Genomic DNA, 19,355 nt, shown 5'->3' on the forward strand with positions numbered 1-19,355 from the left:
CTCCATGATCCCGAGGGGGGACGAGATGAACGAGGTGGAGCTGAATCCGGACGTGCTCGAGGCCCGGGTGCGCCTGCTCGCGAGCACCGTCGACGACATCGCGGGGCTCAAGCAGCGCGTCAGCGACGAGATCGGGCACCAGGAGACAAGCTGGGGTGAGCTCCCCGGCCCCACGCGCATGCGGTTCGCCGTGGTGCAGGAGCTCAACGACATCAACGGCAGCATGTCGATCCTGCTGTCGCAGCTCGATGAGCTCGCTCAGTCGCTGACCGAGTCGGCGGCGCGCATCGAGGACGTCGACGAGGAGGTCTCCACCCTCCTCGCGTCGACCCGCTCCCAGCTCGAGGGGCTCGACCTGCCCCGCACGCCGGCCGCCGTCGAGGCCTGACGAGGAAAGGACGCAGCATGACGAACGACGACAACATCCCCACGGTCCTCACCGAGAACATGCGGCGGATCGAGACCTTCCAGGAGCCGGCCACCCTCGAGCTCTCCGAGGGGCTCGACGGCATCGCCCAGGAGCTCGCCCGGGTGGCCGACGAGCTCCGGAGCTCCCAGGGCGAGCTCGGCATCACCGGCGAGGCTGGTGAGAACGCGGTCGAGGTCTTCTCACGCGTCGAGCGCTGGGCGAGGCACCGCTCGGGCGAGGTCTGGGAGGTCAGCTCCGCGGTCGAGCACGCGCGCAGCGGCGCCGACACGGCCATGCGGACCTACGAGGACACGATCCAGAGGTACGAGCAGGATCGCGCGAGCGGCAACTACGACGAGTTCGACACCTTCCGGTACAACGCCCACGCGAGCAACTCCCTGTGGGACCTCGAGGACACAGTCCAGGAAGCCGTCGAGATGATGCCCGAGATCACCGCCGGCGGGGAACCGTGGCGCGAGGACGCGGGCGGACTCGCGCGCGCCCGCACGGCCAACGGCCCGTCGGTCATCCCCCCGCCCCCGGAGGAGGGCATGGCGATCGCCCAGCGGACACCGCCGCCCGAGGTGACTGGCGTGCCGGCGTACCGCTCGCTCCCGCCGGAGCCCGAGATGCACCGGATCATCGCGACTCCACGGCCGGGACGTACTCCAGACACCCAGATCCCCGAGCGGGACCTGCCCGGCCACGGGGCGCCGATCCTCTTCGGGGACCAACCGCGCGACACCTTCCCGCGGCCGGGCGGCCCGAGCTGGGGTCCGCCGGACACCCAGATCCCCGAGGCCGACGGTCCGTTCCTTCGCGATCCCTCCGTCGACGCGGCCCCGCCGCCGGGTGCCGGCGGTCCTGGCTCCGGCGGCCCGGGGACCGGTGGTCCTGGCGCCGGAGCTCCCGGCACGACGGCACCGCCCGTCGCCGGCGGACCGGGCACCGGAGCACCTGGCGCCGGTGGACCCGGCGCACCCGGCGCCGGTGGACCCGGGGGTGGCGGCTCCGTCGGCGTCGCTCCGGGCGGTGTCGCCGGTTCCGGCGGTCCGGGCGGCGGTGCTGTCGCGCCGATCGGCGGCGTCGCGGGCGCCCCGGGTGCAGGGGGCGGTCGGTCCGGGGGCACGACCCCGCCTCAGCCACGGACGCTGGCCGGACCTGCAGGTTCAGGGACCGGCACGGGTACCGGCGTCGTCGGGGCCGGCCCCGGCGGTTCGTCCGGATCCTCGAGCTCGACGGGCGCCGGAGCAGGCGGCCGGGGACCGATGATGGGCGGCATGCCGATGGGTGGCATGGCCGGCGGCCGCGGATCAGGGAAGCGGAAGAAGCGCAAGGACGGGGAGGACCCGGCCGAGGAGCTGGAGGCGACACCGCAGGAGGAGCCGCAGCGGCCGACGGTCATCGCACGCCCCGCGGGTGCGTACGGCGGCGACCGGACCGACAGCCGACCCGCGCCCGACGAGCTGCGCAAGGGCGACGACCAGAGGACGGACGAGTGGTGACCACCCGCTCCTGATCCGCGAGCGAGCGGCCCCGCCGACCGAACGGTCGGCGGGGCCGCTCGCTGTCCGCGCCGTCACGGGTGAGCCGTCCGCACACCGCCGGCGCCCGTTCGGTCCCGACTCCCGCTCAGTCCCGTCGGGTGCCGGACCCGTGCCGCGGGTCGTCGCCGAGCCGGGTGACCTGGCGACCGAGATCGATGCGGTCGGCGGGCAGCGGCGCCATCGTCGCGCGCACGCGCCGGCCGCCGTCGGGCTCCGTGGCGAGCTCCTTCGCGATCCGCCGCGCGGGCAGGACCCGCGTGCGTCCGACCCGGTCGTGCCAGGCCCGGCCCCGCTTCTGCGGGTCGAACAGGCCGGACAACGAGAGCACGAGGCCACCGACGACGGTGACGTGCGAACCGCCGAGGATGCCGGAGCGCGCGGCCTCGCGGGACAGGCCCGGGGCGAGGTGGTTGGTGCGTCGGGCCGCCCGGAGCCCCAGCACGAGCCCACCGGGCGTCACGCCGGTCCGCGCGCGGAGCAGGACGAGCAGGGCCGCGAGCTCGACCACCGTGATGACGGTGAGCACGATCGACTCGGTGAGGAACCAGACGCCGACACCCGGTCCGACGACGACGATCAGCGTGATGACGTACGACGCGAGCTGGAGCAGCGAGCTCGTGGTCGGGCGGCCGTCCGGGAACCGGCCCGGGTCGGCCCCGGTCGGCGCGGTGAGGTGACCGGACCTCGCTGCCTCGTCGTCCGTGCGGCCGCGGCCGCGCGGCTGCTCGCGCCGCCCCTGCGCGGGCACCCCGTCCATCGGTCGTGACCCCGCGGGCCGCGGACCGCCGCCACGAGCCGGCGACTGGGCCACGGGCGCGGACGGAGCCCCGGACGACGCGACGGCGGACGAGCCCGCGGACGGCGCCGAGGGCTGCTGCCACGGCTGCCCCTGCGCTCCAGGGCCGCGGTCGGCGGGTCGCTCGGGCGCCCGCGCGCCACCGGCGGGCGTCGCCGGCGGCGGTCCGGCGGGCCGGCTGCCCGCCCCGCGCGGCGGCTGGTACGCACGGCCGTCCGGTGCGGGGGCCGCGTCGGGGCCGGACGGGGCCGAGGGGAGGACCGCGTTCGGGCCGAAGCGCGCGTCCCAGTCGGTGTGCCCGGCCTCCGGTGCCGAGGCTCCGGACGGTGCCGGGGCCGAGCCGGCGACGGGCGCCGATCCCCCGGCCCGGCGCGGCGGTGGGGCCGTGGACGCCTCCGGTGCCGAGGCTCCGGACGGTGCCGGGGCCGAGCCGGCGACGGGCGCCGATCCGCCGGCCTGGCGCGGCGGTGGGGCCGTGGACGCTTCCGGCGTCGGACGACTCGCACCCGGAGCCGGCAGACCGGCGCGCGGACCGTCGGGAGCGGCGGCGGGAGCCCCGGCGCGCGGCTGGACGCGCAGCGTCTGCCGGTCGCGGTACGGGTCCTCGGTGCGCGAGCTCGGGTCGGGTGTGCCGGGAGGCGCCGCCTCGGACCGGGCGGACCCGGGGTCGGCCGGAGCGCCGTGGGGCCGTGCGGGCGGGAGGCCGGCACGCGCGCGGTCGCCCGAGGTGCGGCCCACGGTGCCCGTCGCGGCGGACGATCCCTGACCGGGTGCGCCGGGCGTGCTCGTCCCCTCGCCGACCGGCGTGGATCCGCCGGCCAGCGGTGAGCCGCTGCGCGGACCGCGCCGGCGGCCTCCCCCACCGACGATCGGTCCGGTCGCGCCGGTCCCGTCATGCCCACCAGGCGCCGGGCGCGACCCACCGGTCGGCGCGGGCCCCGAACCACCCGCGGGCGCCGGTCCTGGGCCGCCCGCGGAGCGCGAGCCCGCCGCGGGCCGAGACCCACCGGCGGGTCGAGAACCGCCGGGCGCCGGGCGCGAGCCACCTGCCGAGCGTGAACCGGCCTGGGCCGCCGGCCGGGATCCGCCCCCGGGCGCCGGGCGCGAGCCACCTGCCGAGCGTGAACCGGCCTGGGCCGCGGGACGTGAGCCACCATCGGGACGCGGAGCGCTGTCCGCGGGTCGCGAACCACCCGCGGGCCGGGACCCACCGGCCGGGCGCGCCCCACCTCGGGCGCCCCTCTCGCCCTGACCGGGCACCCCCTGGGCGGGCGGCGCGGCGTCGTCGGACGGGGGTGTCCCTCCCGGCGTCGGCGACTCCGGCCGGCCCTGCTCCCGGCGGTCGCGCCGGCGCGGTCGGGGGTCGTTGCCCTCGGTCACAGTCCCACCTGCCTCACCCAGTGGATGGCGCCCGCGGCCACGGCTCCGGCCGGCAGGGCGAGATGCGTGGCGAACCCCTGGACGATGTCCCCGAGGCGCGCGAGCGCGACGTTGCTGAGGCCGCGCGCCACGGCGATCGCGAGCCCGGCGATGACGAGCGCCGCGACGACGGCGACGATCCCGACCGTCAGCGCCTCCGCACGCCCGCCGACCACGGCCGCCCACGCGATCTGGCCGATGACGACGAACGCGGCCACGCGCGGCAGCACGCGCACGGTGCGGGCCCGGGCCCCGCGCGGGACGAGCAGCAGCGCGAGCACGAGCAGCACCACGGTGACGAGCGCCGCCCACCCGCGGATCCCGCCGACCGGGACGATCGCGAGCACGGACGGCGCGAGCATCGCGGCGAGCAACGACATGAGCACGACGACGAGGTCCTGCCGCAGCCGCGCGGTCGTGACGACCCGGCGCACGCGGGGCGCCGTCACCTCCGCGGGCGCCTTCGGCGCGGCCTGGCGGACACCGGTGGCGTCGCGGGAGACGTGCTCGAGGTCGAGCAGCTGGTCGTCGGGGACGTCGATCGCGAGGTCGGGCATCGCCAGCAGCAGCGGGGGGACGGCGCCGACGACGAGGGCGCCGACGACCGACATGCCGGTGTCGATCTCGAGGGTGGCGAGCGCGGCGATCGCGGCGCCGAGCCACACGGTGGCGACGAGGGCAGCGGCCGAGGCGGTGCGGTCCCGTCTCCGCTCGGCCGCGCCGGCGCGCAGCGCGAGGGCGGCTCCCGCCACGGCGGGGGCGACGACGAGCGCGAGCCGCAGCTGGGCGGGCCCGTCCGCGGGGACGACGAGGACGCCGGCGGCGACCGACACGAGCGAGAGCGCCGCGATGTCGAGCAGCACGACCCCCTCGCGCCCGCGCCGCAGCGCCAGCCCGAGCGCGGCGAGGGCGAGCAGGGCGACCACCGTCCCGCGCCACCAGGCGGGCAGCGGGTCGGTCATCCCCCACCACGCGGTGCCCGCGAGCAGCAGGACGCCCCCGACGACGAGGACCAGGCCCGCTCCGGCGACCGCGAACGAGTCGGCGCCGGCGGGCAGCACCCGGGCGCGACCCAGCTCGTCCGACTCGATCGACGCGCCGGCGGACCCGCGGGTGACGGTGAGCAGGACACCGTCGGGCACGTCGATCCCGATGACGTCGTCGGCGGCGACCCGCCAGCCGGAGGAGTCGGTGACGAGGACGGAGCGCGACCGCGCGTCGACCCGGAGGCGGCGCAGGACGTCGGCCACGGTGGCGCCGTCGGGGACGGCGACGTCGCGCACGACGGGTCCGAGGACCACGGTGGCGTGCACGCGCGGCTCGGCCGTCGTGGTCATCCGTTCCCCTCCCCCGTCCGGCGGGCACGATCTCGGCGGCCGTGGCACCTGATCAGGGCTGCCCCGTGCCGCCCCGGACCCTATATTAGGGGCGGCTCCGGACGTTCCGTCCGGTCGCGCGCACGCCGGCCCACCGGCCGGCGGCGCCGCGGTCCAGCCCCGGGGGAGGTAGGCACCTGGTCCCGGCGATCGACGTGGAGGAAGTCCGTGGTCCGTCCGTCCACCAAGGCGCCGCCGCCCCCGCCGCAGAGCGAGGAGACGCTGCAGGTCCCGCCCGAGCTCCCCGAGCCCGAGGGCCTGCAGAACATCCTCATGATGGTCGTGCCCATGATCGGTTCGATGGGCATGATGGGCGTGATGATGTTCGGGGGCGGCTCCGGCAACCAGCGGATGGTCCTCATGGGCGCCGCGATGATGTCCGCCATGGTGCTCATGGTGGCGATGAACATCATCCGCCAGCGCAACCAGCACAAGAAGGCGGTGATGGACTCCCGCCGGGAGTACCTCGCCTACCTCACGGACCTGCGCAAGAAGGTCCGTACCGCCGCGAAGATGCAGCTCGACTACTCGGCCTGGCGGATGCCCGACCCCCGGTCGCTCGCGGCCCTGGGCGAGGAGGGCTCCCGCACGTGGGAGCGCAGTTCCGAGGACGAGGACTTCCTGCTCACCCGCATCGGGTCGGCCACCCAGCCGCTGTCGCTCGACCTCAAGTCTCCCGAGATCCCCACGCTCGCCCAGCTCGACCCCGTCACGGCCTCCGCCGCGCACCGGTTCCTCGTCACCCACCGCGAGGTCAGCGGCCTCCCGCTCGGCATGGACCTCCAGGCGTTCGCCCGGATCGAGGTCGCCGGCTCCGAGGACTCCGCCCGCGCGCTCGCCCGCGGCGTCATCACCCACCTGGCCACCTTCGTCTCGCCCGAGGACCTGAAGATCGCGGTCATCGCGTCGGAGGACGCGCTGCCCGAGTGGGAGTGGATCAAGTGGCTCCCGCACGCCCTGTCCCCGCGGGTCAACGACGCCGTGGGCCCCGCCCGCATGCTGACGACCTCGCTCGCCCACCTCGCCGACCTCCTGCCCGCCGGCATCGCGGAGCGGCCCCGGTTCGGCCTCTCGGGCGGCGACCCGGAGCTGCCGCACGTGCTCGTCGTCGTCGACGGGGGTGACGTCCCCGCCGTCAACCCGGTGCTCACGCCCGACGGCGTCATGGGCGTGACCGTCGTCGACCTGCCCGAGACATGGGAGGCGCTCGTCTCCCCCTCGACGCTGCGGCTGCTGCTGCACGACGAGGTCGACGAGGGTCCCCTGACCGGCGCCACGCCGGTCGAGATCCTCCAGGTGGGGGCGGAGCCGCAGATCGGTGTCGCCGACCAGCTGAGCGTCGCCGAGTCCGAGGCGGCCGCGCGCCGACTCACCGCCCGCCTCGCCTCCATCCGCTCCGGCCAGGTCGCCGACGACTCCGGCGAGTCCGGCGAGGCGCCCGCGGAGGTCTCCGCCGAGCTGACGGACCTCCTCGGCCTCGGCGACGTGCGGGACTTCGACGTCAGCCAGGCTTGGCGACCGCGCCTGCCCCGCGACCGGCTCCGCGTGCCGATCGGGCTGACCCCCGAGGGCCGCGTGGTCCAGCTCGACATCAAGGAGTCCGCGCAGCAGGGCATGGGGCCGCACGGCCTCATCATCGGCGCCACCGGCTCGGGCAAGTCCGAGGTGCTCCGCACCCTGGTGCTCGCGCTGACGATGACCCACAGCTCCGAGGCGCTCAACCTCGTCCTCGTCGACTTCAAGGGTGGCGCGACCTTCGCCGGCATGGCGGACATGCCGCACGTCTCCGCGATCATCACCAACCTCGGCGAGGAGCTCACGCTCGTCGACCGCATGGAGGACGCCCTGCGCGGCGAGATGGTCCGCCGCCAGGAGCTCCTGCGCGCCGCCGGCAACTTCGCCAACGTCACGGACTACGAGAAGGCGCGGACGAACGGCCGCACCGACCTCGAGCCCCTGCCCGCGCTGATGATCATCTGCGACGAGTTCTCCGAGCTCCTCACCGCGAAGCCGGAGTTCGCCGAGCTGTTCGTCGCGATCGGCCGGCTGGGGCGCTCGCTGTCGATGCACCTCCTGCTGTCCTCGCAGCGGCTCGAGGAGGGCCGCCTGCGCGGCCTGGAGTCGCACCTGTCCTACCGGATCGGTCTGCGCACGTTCTCCGCGCAGGAGTCCCGCACGGTCCTCGGCGTGGCGGACGCCTACGACCTCCCGCCGATGCCCGGCGTGGGCTACCTCAAGCCGGACACGACGACGATGATCCGGTTCCGCGCCGCCTACGTGTCCGGCGCGCCGCCCGTGCGGCGCCGCCGCAAGCGCTCCGAGGGTGGCGGGGCCGAGCAGCAGGTCGAGCAGATCGACATCGACATCTCGCCGTACACCGCGGCGCCCGTGCTCGGCGAGAGCCCCGAGGAACTGCAGCGGCGCCTCGAGGCGGCCGACGACGCGACCCGGGCGATCGAGGAGCGCAAGGCGGAGGAGGCCGAGAAGAAGGCCGAGGAGGAGCGGAAGAACCAGCCCTCCACCTTCGACATCGGCGTGAGCCGCATGGAGGGCCAGGGCCCGCCGGCGCACGTCGTGTGGCTGCCGCCGCTCGACGTGCCGCAGACCTTCGACGAGCTCATGCCCGACCTCACGGTCACCCCGGAGCTCGGCCTGCACTCGCCGCGGTGGCGAGGCGCCGGCGCGCTGACGATCCCGCTCGGCGTGGTCGACAAGCCCCTCGAGCAGCGCCGCGAGGACCTCGTCTTCAACCTCGACGGCGCGGGCGGCCACATGGCGATCGTCGGCGGCCCGCGGACGGGCAAGTCGACGGCCGTGCGCTCGATCGTCGCCGCGCTCGCCCTCACGCGCACGCCGCAGGAGGCGCAGATCTACGTCCTCGACTTCGGTGGCGGCACGTTCGCCGCGATGACGGACCTCGAGCACGTCGCGGGCGTGGCCACGCGCGGCGAGCCGGACGTCGTGCGCCGGATCGTCGCCGAGATGCGCCAGCTGGTCGACGAGCGCGAGGCGTTCTTCCGGGCGAACAAGATCGACTCGATCGAGACGTACCGGACCCGCCGGGCCGAGGGCCGGGTGGACGACGGCTACGGGGACATCTTCCTCGTGGTCGACGGCTGGCCCACGATCAAGGCGGACTTCGACGACCTGGAGATCCCCCTTCAGCAGCTCGCCGGCCGCGGCCTCACGTTCGGCTTCCACCTCATCGGCACCGCGAACCGGTGGATGGACTTCCGCATGCAGCTCAAGGACATGATCGGCTCGCGCCTCGAGCTCCGGCTCGGCGACGCGCTCGACTCCGACGTGGACCGCAAGCTGGCGAAGAACATCCCCAACCGGCCCGGGCGGGGCCTGGCCAAGTCGAAGCACCACATCCTCACGGCGCTGCCCCGCATCGACGGCGACGGCAGCTCGGGCACGCTCGGCGCCGGGGTCGACGACCTCGTGCGACGGGTCGGCGAGGCCTGGACCGGCCGCCCCGGACCCAAGCTGCGTCTCCTGCCCGAGCAGATCGGCCTCGACGAGATCCGCGCCCAGGCCACGCCCGAGGAGCTGGCCGGCGGCATCCTCCTCGGGGTCGACGAGGCCCGGCTCGCGCCGGTCGTGCTCGACCCGGCCGCGGACCCGCTCATGTTCCTCCTCGGCGACTCCAAGTCCGGCAAGTCGACGTTCCTGCGGGCCTTCGCCTCGGAGGTCGCGAGGCTCAACGGCCCCAAGGAGGCGCAGATCATCGCCGTCGACCTCCGGCGCGCGCTGCTCGGCGAGCTCCCGGAGTCGCACCTCGGTCTCTACCTGTCGACCCACGACATGGCGACGACCGAGCTCAAGGGGCTCGCCGGCTTCCTCAAGTCGCGCCTGCCCGGACCGGACGTCACGCCGGACCAGCTGCGCAGCCGCTCGTGGTGGTCAGGCGCGGAGGTCTACATCCTCGTCGACGACTACGACCTGGTGAACACCTCCGCCGGCAACCCGCTGAGCGCGATCCAGCCGCTCATGGCGCAGGCCAAGGACATCGGCCTGCACGTCGTGATCACGCGCCGGATCGGTGGTGCGTCGCGCGCGATGTTCGAGCCGGTCATGCAGACGATGACCGACCTCGCGGCCCCCGCCTACCTGCTGTCCGGCAACCCGGACGACGGGCCGGTCATCGGGCGCATCCGGGCGAAGAAGACGAACCCCGGCCGCGCGCAGATGATCACCCGCGACCGCGGCAACGAGGTCGGCCAGCTCGCCTGGCTGCCGAAGATCCACGGCTGACGCGGCCCGCGCCCGGACCCTTCAGGGGTGGCGGGCGCGGGGCCGCGTTGGCATCCTGGTGTCCCTCGGGCCGGACCCGGCCCGCGACGACCACGGGGGGCTGCGATGACGCAGATCGAGGGACCGACGTACGACACGGGCGCGCTGACCACGGGCATCGTCCATTTCGGGGTGGGCAACTTCCACCGCTCGCACCAGGCGATGTACCTCGACCGCCTGCTCGAGGCGGGCGGCGCCGAGGACTGGGCGATCTGCGGCGTCGGCCTGTTCCCGGGGGACAGGGCGATGCGGGACGACCTCGCCGCCCAGGACTTCCGCTACACGCTCGTCCTGCGCGACTCGCGCCGGCCGCTCGAGGCGCGCACGATCGGCTCGATCGTCGAGCTGCTCTACGCGCCCGACGAGCCGGATGCCGTCGTCGAGCGCATGGCCGCGCCCGAGACCCGGATCGTCAGCCTGACGATCACCGAGGGCGGCTACGGCGAGCACCCCGCCGAGGACGGCACGCCGAGCGCGTTCGACTACGTCGTCGACGCCCTCGCCGTGCGCCGCGAGCGCGGGACGCCGCCGTTCACGGTGGTCAGCTGCGACAACATCGAGGGCAACGGGCACGTGGCCCGGCGCAGCGTCCTCGGGCACGCGCGGGCCCGCGGCGGCGACCTCGCCGACTGGATCGAGAAGAACGTCGAGTTCCCGGCGAGCATGGTCGACCGCATCACCCCGGTGACCACGGACGACGACCGGGCGATGGTCAGGGACGAGCTCGGCGTCGAGGACCGCCGGCCCGTCGTGGGTGAGCCGTTCGTCCAGTGGGTGCTCGAGGACCGGTTCACGGACGGCCGTCCCGACCTGGAGTCGGTGGGCGTCCAGCTCGTCGACGACGTCGTCCCCTACGAGCGGATGAAGCTGCGCATCCTCAACGCCACCCACCAGCTGCTCGGCCACACGGGGCTGCTCGCCGGCCACACGTACGTCCACGAGGCGGTGACCGATCCGGTCCTCGGCCGGCTCGCCGCCGCCTACATCGCCGACGAGGCCGCCCCCACGGTGGGCGAGGTCGAGGGGATCGACCTCGCGGACTACGGGGCGACGATCGTCGACCGGTTCGGCAACGAGGCGATCGCCGACACCCTCGTCCGCATCGTCACGGATGCCTCGGACCGGGTGCTCGCCTTCGTCGTCCCGGTCGTCGAGGACCTCGTCGAGCGCGACCTGCCGGTGCGGGCCACCGCGTTCGTCCTCGCCGCGTTCGCGACCGTGTCCGCCACCGACACGCACCGGGAGGCCGTCTCCGACCGGCAGCGCGGCCGGCTCGACGAGGCCGTCGCCCGCCTTCGGGCGGACACCGGGACCTTCCTCGACGACGAGACCCTCTTCGCCCGGATCGGCGCCGACGACCGCTTCCGCGCGGCGTTCGTCGCCGCCCACGAGGCGATCGCCGCGGACGGCGTCGTCGCGGCGGCCCAGGCGCTGCTCGACGGCTCGGACGACGCATGAGCGGCACGGCGGCGGACGCTCCCGGCGCATCCCGCGTGCTCGTCGTCGGCGAGGCTCTCGTCGACGTCTTCCCGGACGAGGAGGGCGGCCCCGCGCGGGCGAGCGGCCGCGTGCCCGGCGGCAGCCCCGCGAACATGGCGGTCGGGCTGGCCCGGCTCGGCGTCGACGTCGCCCTGCTCACCCACATCGGCGACGACGAGGACGGCGCCCTCGTGCGGGACCACCTCGTCTCCTCCGGGGTCGAGGTGCTCGCGGGCTCGGTGACCCCGGGCCGCACGTCGACCGCCGTCGCCACGATCGACGACGCCGGGGTCCCGGCCTACGAGTTCGACATCGCCTGGGAGCTGCCGCCGGTCGCGGATCTCGCGATCCCGGCGGCGGTGCACGTCGGCTCCTACTCCGCGTTCGTCGAGCCCGGCGCCACGCGCGTCCGGGAGATCGCCGCGCGGGCGCGGAGTGCAGGGGCCCTCGTCTCCTTCGACCCGAACGTCCGCGCCGCCCTGCTCCCGCCGCTCGAGCAGGTGCAGTCCGGCTACGACGAGCTCGCCGCGCACGCGAGCGTCGTCAAGATCTCCGACGAGGACGCCGAGTGGCTCTTCCCGGGCCTGTCGGGGGACGACGTCGTCGCGCGCACGCTCGCCCTCGGCCCCCGGCTCGTCGTGCTGACGATGGGGGCCGAGGGGGCGATCGTCGCCGACCGGGAGCGGTCGGTGCGGGTCCCGGCGGCCGGGGTCGAGGTGGTCGACACCGTGGGCGCGGGCGACAGCTACATGGCCGCCCTCATCGACTCGCTGCTCAGACTGCCGGGCGACGCGCCGCTCGACCTCGAGGCGATCGGCCGGCGCAGCGCCGCCGCCTCGGGCATCACGGTGAGCCGCCGCGGCGCCGACCTGCCCACGGCCGCGGACCTCGAGGGTCTCGCGCCCCGCTAGGCGACCGCCGTCCCCTCGAGCTCGACCACCTGCCCCGGGATCGCGAGCCGGTCGACGCCGAGCATCGTCGTCGTCGGGGCGACGCCCGCTGCCCCGAGCCTCCCGGCGAGCATGCCGTAGTGCGGGAGCAGCGCGTCGATGTCGGTCGCGTAGACGTTGAGCCGGACGAGGTTCGCGAGGGACATGCCGGCCCCGGCGAGCACCGCCTCGAGGTTCTCCACGGCCAGTGCGAGCTGGGCGCCGACATCCCCGTCGTGCTGGGGGCGACCATCCGCGCTCGTCGCCGTCTGCCCGGAGATGTAGAGGGTTCGCGTCTCCCCCGACACCATCTCGCCCTGGTTGAAGCCCATCTCCTGCGACCACGTCACCGGGTTCACTGCCGTGCGTTCCATCGCGTCTCCTGTCCCACGTCGTGCACGCGCCCGGCGGCCCGACGACCGCCGTCCTCGACGCTGCCCCTCGAGCCTGGCAATCAATCACGACACCGCCTGTCGTGATTTCTGAGAGGGTGACCCCCGTGCGTGCGGATCGGTTGGTCTCGCTGGTGCTGCTCCTGCGCCGGCGCGGCCGCATGACGGCGGACCAGCTCGCGACGGAGCTCGAGGTGTCCACGCGCACGGTGCTGCGCGACATCTCCGCGCTCTCGACCGCGGGCGTCCCCGTCTTCTCGGACCGGGGCCGGTACGGCGGCTTCTCGCTCTTGCCCGGCTTCCGCACGGAGCTGACCGGGCTCAACCATGACGAGGCCTTGGCCCTGCTCACCGCGGCATCCGGTCGTGGAAGCTCCGTCCTCGGGCTCGGCGCGCCGCTGGCCGCAGCGATGCGCAAGGTCGTCGACGCGCTGCCGGCCGGTCACCGCGCACGCCTGGACGACGACGCCGGACGGCTGCTGATCGAGCCGCAGAACGACCTGCTGGCGAGACGAGCACCGGGCGAGGACCTCGCCGACGGCGTGGTGGACGCGGTCCGTTCCGCGGTTCTCGAGGGCCGACGGCTCCGCTTCGACTACGCGAGACCGGAGACGCCTCCGAGCCCACGGACGGTCGACCCGATCGGGCTGGTCACCGTGCGCGGCCGCACCTACCTGCTGGCCACCACGCACGGGAAGGACCGCACCTACCGGCTGTCCCGGATGACGGACGCCGAGGCGCTCCCGGAACCCGCCGAGCGCCCTGAGCGGGTCGACCTCGAACGCATCTGGGCGGAGCGCGCCGCGCAGTTCCTCGCCGAGAGCCACGTCTCCGTGGTCGTCGAGGTCCACCCGGACCGCCGGGACGATCTCCTGGGCTCCGCGCGGGCCGTCAGGGCCGAGGAGCCCCTGATGGACGGTCGGGTCCGGCTCGAGGTGACGTTCGACGATCTCCGGCATGCGGTCTGGGCCGTCTGGCAGCTCGGGACGGACGCCGAGGCAGTCTCGCCGGAGACCGTCCGCGAGAGCCTGCGCCGGCGTGCGGATGACCTGGTGGACAGATACCGCTCCTGACCGGCCGCTCCGCATGACGCGGACATCCTCGCGTCAGCTCCCGAGCAACCTCACCAGCTCGCCCGGAGTGGTGACCGGCCGGTCGCAGACGAAGTGCCGGCACACGTAGGCGGCCGGCTCACCACCCACGAGCGCCCGGTCCACGAGCAGCGGGATCCCCTCGGCGTCGGGCTCCCCCACGGCGAGCACGAGCCCGGGCGAGGCCGAGGCGCGCGCGACGGCCCCGAGCTCGTCGCGGCGCACTCTCCCGGGCCCGGCGTCCGGGCCGACGATCGCCACCTCGAGGGGACCGGCGAGCAGGGCCACGGCGGTCGCCAGGCTCCACCCGGCGAACCGCGGCGCCTGGCGGACGACCGACCCCGCCGTGGCGAGGGCCGCCTCCGCCGCCGTCCGGTGCCGCGTCGAGGCGGTGAGCGCCGCGTACGTGGCGAGCGCCCCGGCGAGCGCCGACGTCCCGGACGGCTCGGCGTTGTCCGTGGTCTCGCGCGGCCGGGTGACGAGCGCCTCGGCGTCGGCGGCGACGTCGAAGAACCCGCCGCCCGGGGCGGCGAACAGCTCGAGCGCGGTGTCGAGCAGGTCGTCGGCCGCTGTGAGCCAGCGCGCCTCGCCGGTGACCTGGTGGAGGGCGAGCAGGCCCTCGGCGAGGTCGCCGTGGTCCGCCGAGACGGCGGCGGCCGCGCCGACCGTGCCGTCGCGGGACAGGCGACGCAACCGGCCGTCGACCACGTGGACGTCGAGCACGAGCTCGGCGCACGTCCGCGCCGCGTCGACGTACCCCGGCTCGCCCAGCAGGGTCCCGGCCTCGGCGAGGGCGGCGATCGCCAGGCCGTTCCACGCCGTGACGACCTTGTCGTCCCGCTCGGGCTGCGGGCGCTCGGCCCGAGCGGCGAGCAGGCGCTCTCGTACGCCCGCCCACCACACCGGGTCCTCGGGGTCGGCGAGGAGCCGCAGCGTGGAGGCGCCGCCCTCGAACGTGCCCTGCGCCGTCACGCCCAGCAGCGAGGCGGCCCGCGCGCCGTCGTCGGGCCCGAGGACGTCCGTGAGCTCGCCGGGCGTCCACACGTAGGTGAGGCCCTCCTCGCCCTCGGTGTCGGCGTCGAGCGCGGAGGCGAAGCCGCCCTCGTCCGTGGCGAGGTCGCGCAGGAGGAAGTCGGCGGTCTCCCGGGCCGCCCGCTCGGCGAGACCGGCGACCCGCCCGTCCGGGACCGCCCGCACGAGGTGGACGAGGACGCGGAGCAGCTGGGCGTTGTCGTACAGCATCTTCTCGAAGTGCGGGACCACCCAGGCCGCGTCGACGGCGTACCGCGCGAATCCCCCGGCGATCTGGTCGTATATGCCCCCGCGCACCATCGCCTCGCACGTGGCCTCGACCATCGCGAGGGCGTCCGTCCCCTCGGAGCCCGTGCGCGCGTGGTGGCGCAGGAGGAGCTCGAGGACCATCGACGGCGGGAACTTCGGCGCTCCCCCGAAGCCGCCGTGCGCGGCGTCGAACTCACGGGCAAGGGTCGCGACGGCGCCGTCCAGCACCTCGGCGTCGAGGGGGCTCGGCGGGCCCGCGTCGCTCACGGCACGCAGGGCCTCGGTCAGGCCGGCCGACGCCGTGAGCACCTCGTCCCGTCGGTCCCGCCAGGCGGCACCGGCGGCCGTGAGCAGCCGGAGCAGCTGCTCGCGCGGGTAGTAGGTGCCGCAGTGGAACGGCTGTCCGTCCGGGGTGAGCAGGCAGGTCATCGGCCAGCCGCCCTGGCCGCTGACGGCAAGAGTGGCGGCCATGTAGACGGCGTCGACGTCTGGCCGCTCCTCCCGGTCGACCTTGACGGCCACGAACCCGGCGTTGACCACCTCCGCGACGCCGGCGTCCTCGAAGGACTCGTGCGCCATGACGTGGCACCAGTGACAGGCGGCGTAGCCGACCGACAGCAGGACGGGTACGTCCCGGCGCCGCGCCTCGGCGAACGCCTCCTCGCCCCACTCCCACCAGTCGACCGGGTTGTCGGCGTGCTGGAGCAGGTAGGGCGACACGGCGTCGGCGAGCCTGTTCATGTCCCCATCCTCTCTGTCCCCGTGGCGACGGCGCAGCCTGGCGACCGCCCGGTCACACGGTGAGCAGGTCGCGGGTGTAGGCGTCGGCGGGGGCGGTGACGACCTCGCCGACGGGCCCGGCCTCGACGACGCGCCCCCGGCGCAGGACCATCACCTGGTCGGCGAGCTCCGTGACGACTCCGAGGTCGTGGGTGACGAGGAAGTACGTGAGGTCGAGCTCGCTGCGGAGGTCGGCGAGCAGGGTGACCACCTGGGACTGCACGGTGGCGTCGAGCGCGGACACCGGTTCGTCGAGGACGAGGAGCCGGGGGCGCAGGGCGAGCGCGCGGGCGATCGCCACCCGCTGACGCTGACCGCCGGAGAGCTCGGCGGGCCGACGGTCGGCGTACGCGGCGGGCAGCGCGACGAGCTCGAGCAGCTCGTCGACCTGGCGTCGACGCGACGACCGGTCTCCCACGCGGTGGGCCTCGAGCGGCTCCGCGACGATCTGCGCGAGGGTGAGCCTCGGGTTCAGCGACTCGTACGGGCTCTGGTAGACCACCTGCATGTGCCGTCGCAGCTCGCGCCGGCCGCGCCGCGACAACGACGGGACGTCGCGACCGAACACCCGGACGGCGCCCTCGCTCGGCTGCTCGAGGCCGAGGATGATCCGCCCCGTCGTCGTCTTCCCCGACCCGGACTCGCCGACCACCGCGAGCGTCTGCCCGACGGGAAGGGTGAGGGAGACGTCATCGACGGCGAGGCTGTCGCCGAACCACTTCGACACCCCGTCGAGGCGCACAGCGGGCTCGGCGCCCGGGACGACCGGCGGCCGGGCCCTCGGGGGCTGCTGAGCGTAGGCGTCGGCGATGCTCACCACCTCGCCGCCGCGGATGCGGACCGAGGAGCCCAGGAGGGTCCGGGTGTACTCCTGCGTCGGCGCGGCGAACACCTCCGCCACGGGGCCGCTCTCCACCACCGTCCCCCGGTGGAGGACGTGGACGTGCTGGGCGTACCGGCGGGCGACCGCGAGGTCGTGGGTGATGAGCAGGACCGTGGTGCCGTGGTGCTCGCGGATCCGCTCCGTGCTGCGCAGGACCGCCCGCCCGACGAGCGCGTCGAGGGCGGAGGTGGGCTCGTCGGCGATGACGAGGTCGGGCCGCTGCGAGAACGCGATCGCGACGAGGATCCTCTGCCGCATCCCTCCGGACAGCTCGTGCGGGTACCGCTCGAGGACGTCCTCGGGGACCGCGAACCCGAGCTCGCGCAGGTCCTCGCGGATGAGCGCCTCCGCGGCGTCGTCGACCCGGCGCCCGGCGAGGCCGTAGGTCTCGCGCAGCTGGGCGCCGACGGTCCTCGTGGGGTTGAGGGAGGCGATCGGGTCCTGCGGGACGAACCCGATCCGCCGGCCGCGCAGCGGGCGGAACTCCTGCTCGCTGCGCCGGCGGACGTCCTCGCCGCCCAGCAGGACGCCGCCCGTGACGTCGGCACCGCGCGGGAGGAGGCGCACGATCGCGTGCGCGAGCGTCGACTTGCCGGACCCGGACTCGCCGACGACGGCCGTGACCCGGCCACGCGGGACGTCCAGGGAGACGGAGTCGAGGGCGAGCGTCGAGTCCCGGCCCCTCCCGTAGCGCACGGTGAGGTTCTCGATGCGGACGGCGTCGGTCATGCGTCCTCCTGGAGGAGATGGGAGATCCGGCTGAGCAGGACCGCGGTGGCGGCGAGCGCCAGCCCGGGCAGGAGGGCCACCCACCAGGAGTGCACGAGCAGGCGCTGCCCCTCCGAGATGAGGACGCCCCACTCCGGCGACGGCGGGGCCTCGCCGAACCCGAGGTAGCTGAGCGAGCCGATGGCGAGCAGCGCGAGCGCCACGTTGAGGGCGGTGTAGGCGGCGAGCGGCGGCGCGATCCGCGGGACGATGTGCCGGGTGATCACGCGCAGCGGTCCGGTACCGAGCCCGACGGCGGCCTCGACGTACGTGAGCGTGCGCGCCTGGATGACGAGGCCGCGGATCAGGCGGGCGAAGCCGGGCGCCTCCGCGATCCCGACCGCGACGCCGGCGACGAGCGCGCCGCGTCCGAAGGCGGTGATGACGGCGAGCGAGAGCAGGATGGCCGGGACGGCGAGGACGGACTCGCTGACGACGCCGAGGACGCGGTCGAGGATCCCACCGGGCCGCAGGCCCGAGAGCACGCCGACGACGAGCCCGGCCCCCAGAGCGACCCCGATGGCGACCGCGCCGGCGAGCAGCGAGATCTGCAGGCCGTGGATGATCCGCGACAGCAGGTCGCGGCCCACCTCGTCCGTCCCGAGCAGGTGGGTCGCGTCCGGCGGGGAGAGCGACGGTCCGGCCAGCTCGAGCGGGTCGTAGGGCGCGAACGCCGCGGGGAACACGGCGACGACGACGAGGAGCACGAGCACTGCGAGCAGGACGACGAGCTCGCGGGAGCGGCGCGGCGGGCGCCGTCGTCGGCCTCCCGGGCGCGTCGACGACGTGCCGGGCGCGGCGTCGGGGGTGGTCTGCGCGGTCATCGCTCCTCCTCGGTGGCGGATGTGGCAGGTGCGCCTCGACCGGCCGCGGCGCCGTCGCGCCTGCGCAGCCGGGGGTCGACGAGCGGGAAGGCGGCGTCGACGAGAGCGTTGACGACGACGTAGACGACCGCCAGCAGCACGACGACCCCGAGCACGACCGTGAGGTCGACCGAGTTGACCGAGTCGACGACGAGCCGGCCCAGGCCGTTGCGGGAGAAGACCTGCTCGACGACGACGGTCCCGCCGAGCAGCGACGCCACCCGCAGGCCGAGGACCGTGAGGAACGGCAGCAGGGCGTTGCGCAGGCAGTGCCGGAGCACGGTGTACCAGCGCGAGGCGCCCTTCGCGGGTGCGGTGACGGCGGCGTAGGTGGTGGCGACCTCGGTCCGCAGCGAGCTGATGAGGACCTGCGCGAGCTGGGCCGCCCCGAGCAGGCCGATGACGGTGGCGGGCAGCACGAGGGAGACGAACCCGTCGCTCCCCGACGAGGGGAACCAGCCGAGCCGGATCGCGAACACGTAGATGAGCAGGATGCCGACCCAGAACACGGGCAGGCTCGCCCAGGCGGCAGGAACGAGCCCGACGACGCCACGCACGACCCGGCTGCGGGGCGCCACCGCGGCGACCGCGAGGAGGACGCCCAGCACGATCGAGACGACCAGGGAGGCGCCGGCGAGGAGCGCGGTGCTCGGCAGGGCCTGCCCGATGAGGCGGGTGACCGGCTCACCGGTGACGAGGGAGTCGCCGAGGTCCCCCCGCGCGAGGCCCGCGAGGCCGCTCGCGTACTGCTCGAGCAGGGACGCCTCGAGTCCGAGCTCCTCGCGCAGCGGGGCGACGTCGACGCTCGACAGCTCGCTCGTGCCGACGGCGTCCGCGGCCCCGATCCGGGCGAGCACGGCGTCGCCCGGCAGGACGAAGAGTAGGACGAACGCCAGCGTGTAGGCCAGGAGGACGACCGCCAGGGAACGTGCCACCGTCGCCACGACGCCCCGCACCCGGCGCGTGCGCCCGACACGGGCCGCCGCGGGGACGGCCCGCGCGGTGGTCTCCTCCTCGACCTGCGGGAGCACCTCGGTGGCACTCAC

At 75.1% G+C, this 19,355-nt stretch carries 13 protein-coding genes; 6 read left to right on the forward strand and 7 right to left on the reverse strand.

Going from position 1 to position 19,355, the window contains the following annotated elements:
• Window positions 1-25 precede the first annotated feature (25 nt).
• On the forward strand, window positions 26-388 hold the full coding sequence (locus ACPYO6_RS04115) for a WXG100 family type VII secretion target (RefSeq protein ID WP_425713620.1): 363 nt from the start codon (window positions 26-28) through the stop codon (window positions 386-388).
• Window positions 389-405: 17 nt separating this feature from the next.
• On the forward strand, window positions 406-1,914 hold the full coding sequence (locus ACPYO6_RS04120; protein WP_425713621.1) for a hypothetical protein: 1,509 nt from the start codon (window positions 406-408) through the stop codon (window positions 1,912-1,914).
• 127 nt (window positions 1,915-2,041) lie between these two features.
• Here ACPYO6_RS04120 and ACPYO6_RS04125 read toward each other — a convergent pair whose 3' ends face one another.
• Together ACPYO6_RS04125 and ACPYO6_RS04130 are read right to left on the reverse strand one after the other, a co-directional pair.
• On the reverse strand, window positions 2,042-2,713 hold the full coding sequence (locus tag ACPYO6_RS04125) for an RDD family protein (protein WP_425713622.1): 672 nt from the start codon (window positions 2,711-2,713) through the stop codon (window positions 2,042-2,044).
• 1,415 nt (window positions 2,714-4,128) lie between these two features.
• On the reverse strand, window positions 4,129-5,508 hold the full coding sequence (locus tag ACPYO6_RS04130) for a hypothetical protein (protein ID WP_425713623.1): 1,380 nt from the start codon (window positions 5,506-5,508) through the stop codon (window positions 4,129-4,131).
• A 207-nt stretch (window positions 5,509-5,715) separates the two neighbouring features.
• Between ACPYO6_RS04130 and eccCa the strand changes: the two genes are divergently transcribed.
• The 3 genes from eccCa to ACPYO6_RS04145 all read left to right on the forward strand — a co-directional run bounded on the left by eccCa (window position 5,716) and on the right by ACPYO6_RS04145 (window position 12,233).
• The gene (gene eccCa, locus ACPYO6_RS04135) at window positions 5,716-9,804 is read left to right on the forward strand and encodes a type VII secretion protein EccCa (protein WP_425713624.1); all 4,089 of its coding nucleotides are present in this window, start codon (window positions 5,716-5,718) and stop codon (window positions 9,802-9,804) included.
• Window positions 9,805-9,909: 105 nt separating this feature from the next.
• On the forward strand, window positions 9,910-11,301 hold the full coding sequence (locus ACPYO6_RS04140; RefSeq protein WP_425713625.1) for a mannitol dehydrogenase family protein: 1,392 nt from the start codon (window positions 9,910-9,912) through the stop codon (window positions 11,299-11,301).
• Window positions 11,298-12,233: a carbohydrate kinase family protein gene (locus tag ACPYO6_RS04145; protein WP_425713626.1), complete on the forward strand. Its 936-nt coding sequence runs from the start codon at window positions 11,298-11,300 to the stop codon at window positions 12,231-12,233. Before ACPYO6_RS04140 ends, ACPYO6_RS04145 begins: the two co-directional genes overlap by 4 nt.
• Here ACPYO6_RS04145 and ACPYO6_RS04150 read toward each other — a convergent pair.
• A complete protein-coding gene (locus tag ACPYO6_RS04150; RefSeq protein ID WP_425713627.1) occupies window positions 12,230-12,625 on the reverse strand; it encodes a RidA family protein in 396 nt (131 codons plus the stop codon). The two genes, ACPYO6_RS04145 and ACPYO6_RS04150, sit on opposite strands and share 4 nt — an antisense overlap.
• A 125-nt stretch (window positions 12,626-12,750) precedes the next feature.
• Between ACPYO6_RS04150 and ACPYO6_RS04155 the strand changes: the two genes are divergently transcribed.
• Entirely contained in the window at window positions 12,751-13,716 is a 966-nt protein-coding gene (locus ACPYO6_RS04155; RefSeq protein ID WP_425713628.1) for a helix-turn-helix transcriptional regulator, read from the forward strand.
• 33 nt (window positions 13,717-13,749) lie between these two features.
• Here the strand turns inward: ACPYO6_RS04155 and ACPYO6_RS04160 are convergent, their stop codons facing one another.
• From ACPYO6_RS04160 to ACPYO6_RS04175, 4 genes are read right to left on the reverse strand one after another with little or no spacing between them, the layout of a single operon-like run.
• Window positions 13,750-15,756 (reverse strand): thioredoxin domain-containing protein, encoded by a 2,007-nt coding sequence (locus ACPYO6_RS04160; protein WP_425713629.1) that lies wholly within the window; start codon window positions 15,754-15,756, stop codon window positions 13,750-13,752.
• 52 nt (window positions 15,757-15,808) lie between these two features.
• Entirely contained in the window at window positions 15,809-17,407 is a 1,599-nt protein-coding gene (locus tag ACPYO6_RS04165) for a dipeptide ABC transporter ATP-binding protein (RefSeq protein ID WP_425713630.1), read from the reverse strand.
• Window positions 17,404-18,270 (reverse strand): ABC transporter permease, encoded by an 867-nt coding sequence (locus tag ACPYO6_RS04170; protein WP_425713631.1) that lies wholly within the window; start codon window positions 18,268-18,270, stop codon window positions 17,404-17,406. The genes ACPYO6_RS04165 and ACPYO6_RS04170 overlap by 4 nt, the downstream gene beginning before the upstream one ends.
• Entirely contained in the window at window positions 18,267-19,355 is a 1,089-nt protein-coding gene (locus tag ACPYO6_RS04175; RefSeq protein WP_425713632.1) for an ABC transporter permease, read from the reverse strand. Before ACPYO6_RS04175 ends, ACPYO6_RS04170 begins: the two co-directional genes overlap by 4 nt.

This window comes from Georgenia sp. Z1344 (assembly GCF_049856295.1).
Classification (GTDB): Bacteria; Actinomycetota; Actinomycetes; order Actinomycetales; family Actinomycetaceae; genus JB111.

Bases quoted from the DNA above. Each gene is read 5' to 3' on its own strand.
- ACPYO6_RS04115 (WP_425713620.1), top strand. From the start codon at position 26: ATGAACGAGGTGGAGCTGAATCCGGACGTGCTCGAGGCCCGGGTGCGC.
- ACPYO6_RS04120 (WP_425713621.1), top strand. From the start codon at position 406: ATGACGAACGACGACAACATCCCCACGGTCCTCACCGAGAACATGCGG.
- ACPYO6_RS04125 (WP_425713622.1), bottom strand. From the start codon at position 2,713: ATGGACGGGGTGCCCGCGCAGGGGCGGCGCGAGCAGCCGCGCGGCCGC.
- ACPYO6_RS04130 (WP_425713623.1), bottom strand. From the start codon at position 5,508: ATGACCACGACGGCCGAGCCGCGCGTGCACGCCACCGTGGTCCTCGGA.
- ACPYO6_RS04140 (WP_425713625.1), top strand. From the start codon at position 9,910: ATGACGCAGATCGAGGGACCGACGTACGACACGGGCGCGCTGACCACG.
- ACPYO6_RS04145 (WP_425713626.1), top strand. From the start codon at position 11,298: ATGAGCGGCACGGCGGCGGACGCTCCCGGCGCATCCCGCGTGCTCGTC.
- ACPYO6_RS04150 (WP_425713627.1), bottom strand. From the start codon at position 12,625: ATGGAACGCACGGCAGTGAACCCGGTGACGTGGTCGCAGGAGATGGGC.
- ACPYO6_RS04160 (WP_425713629.1), bottom strand. From the start codon at position 15,756: ATGAACAGGCTCGCCGACGCCGTGTCGCCCTACCTGCTCCAGCACGCC.
- ACPYO6_RS04165 (WP_425713630.1), bottom strand. From the start codon at position 17,407: ATGACCGACGCCGTCCGCATCGAGAACCTCACCGTGCGCTACGGGAGG.
- ACPYO6_RS04170 (WP_425713631.1), bottom strand. From the start codon at position 18,270: ATGACCGCGCAGACCACCCCCGACGCCGCGCCCGGCACGTCGTCGACG.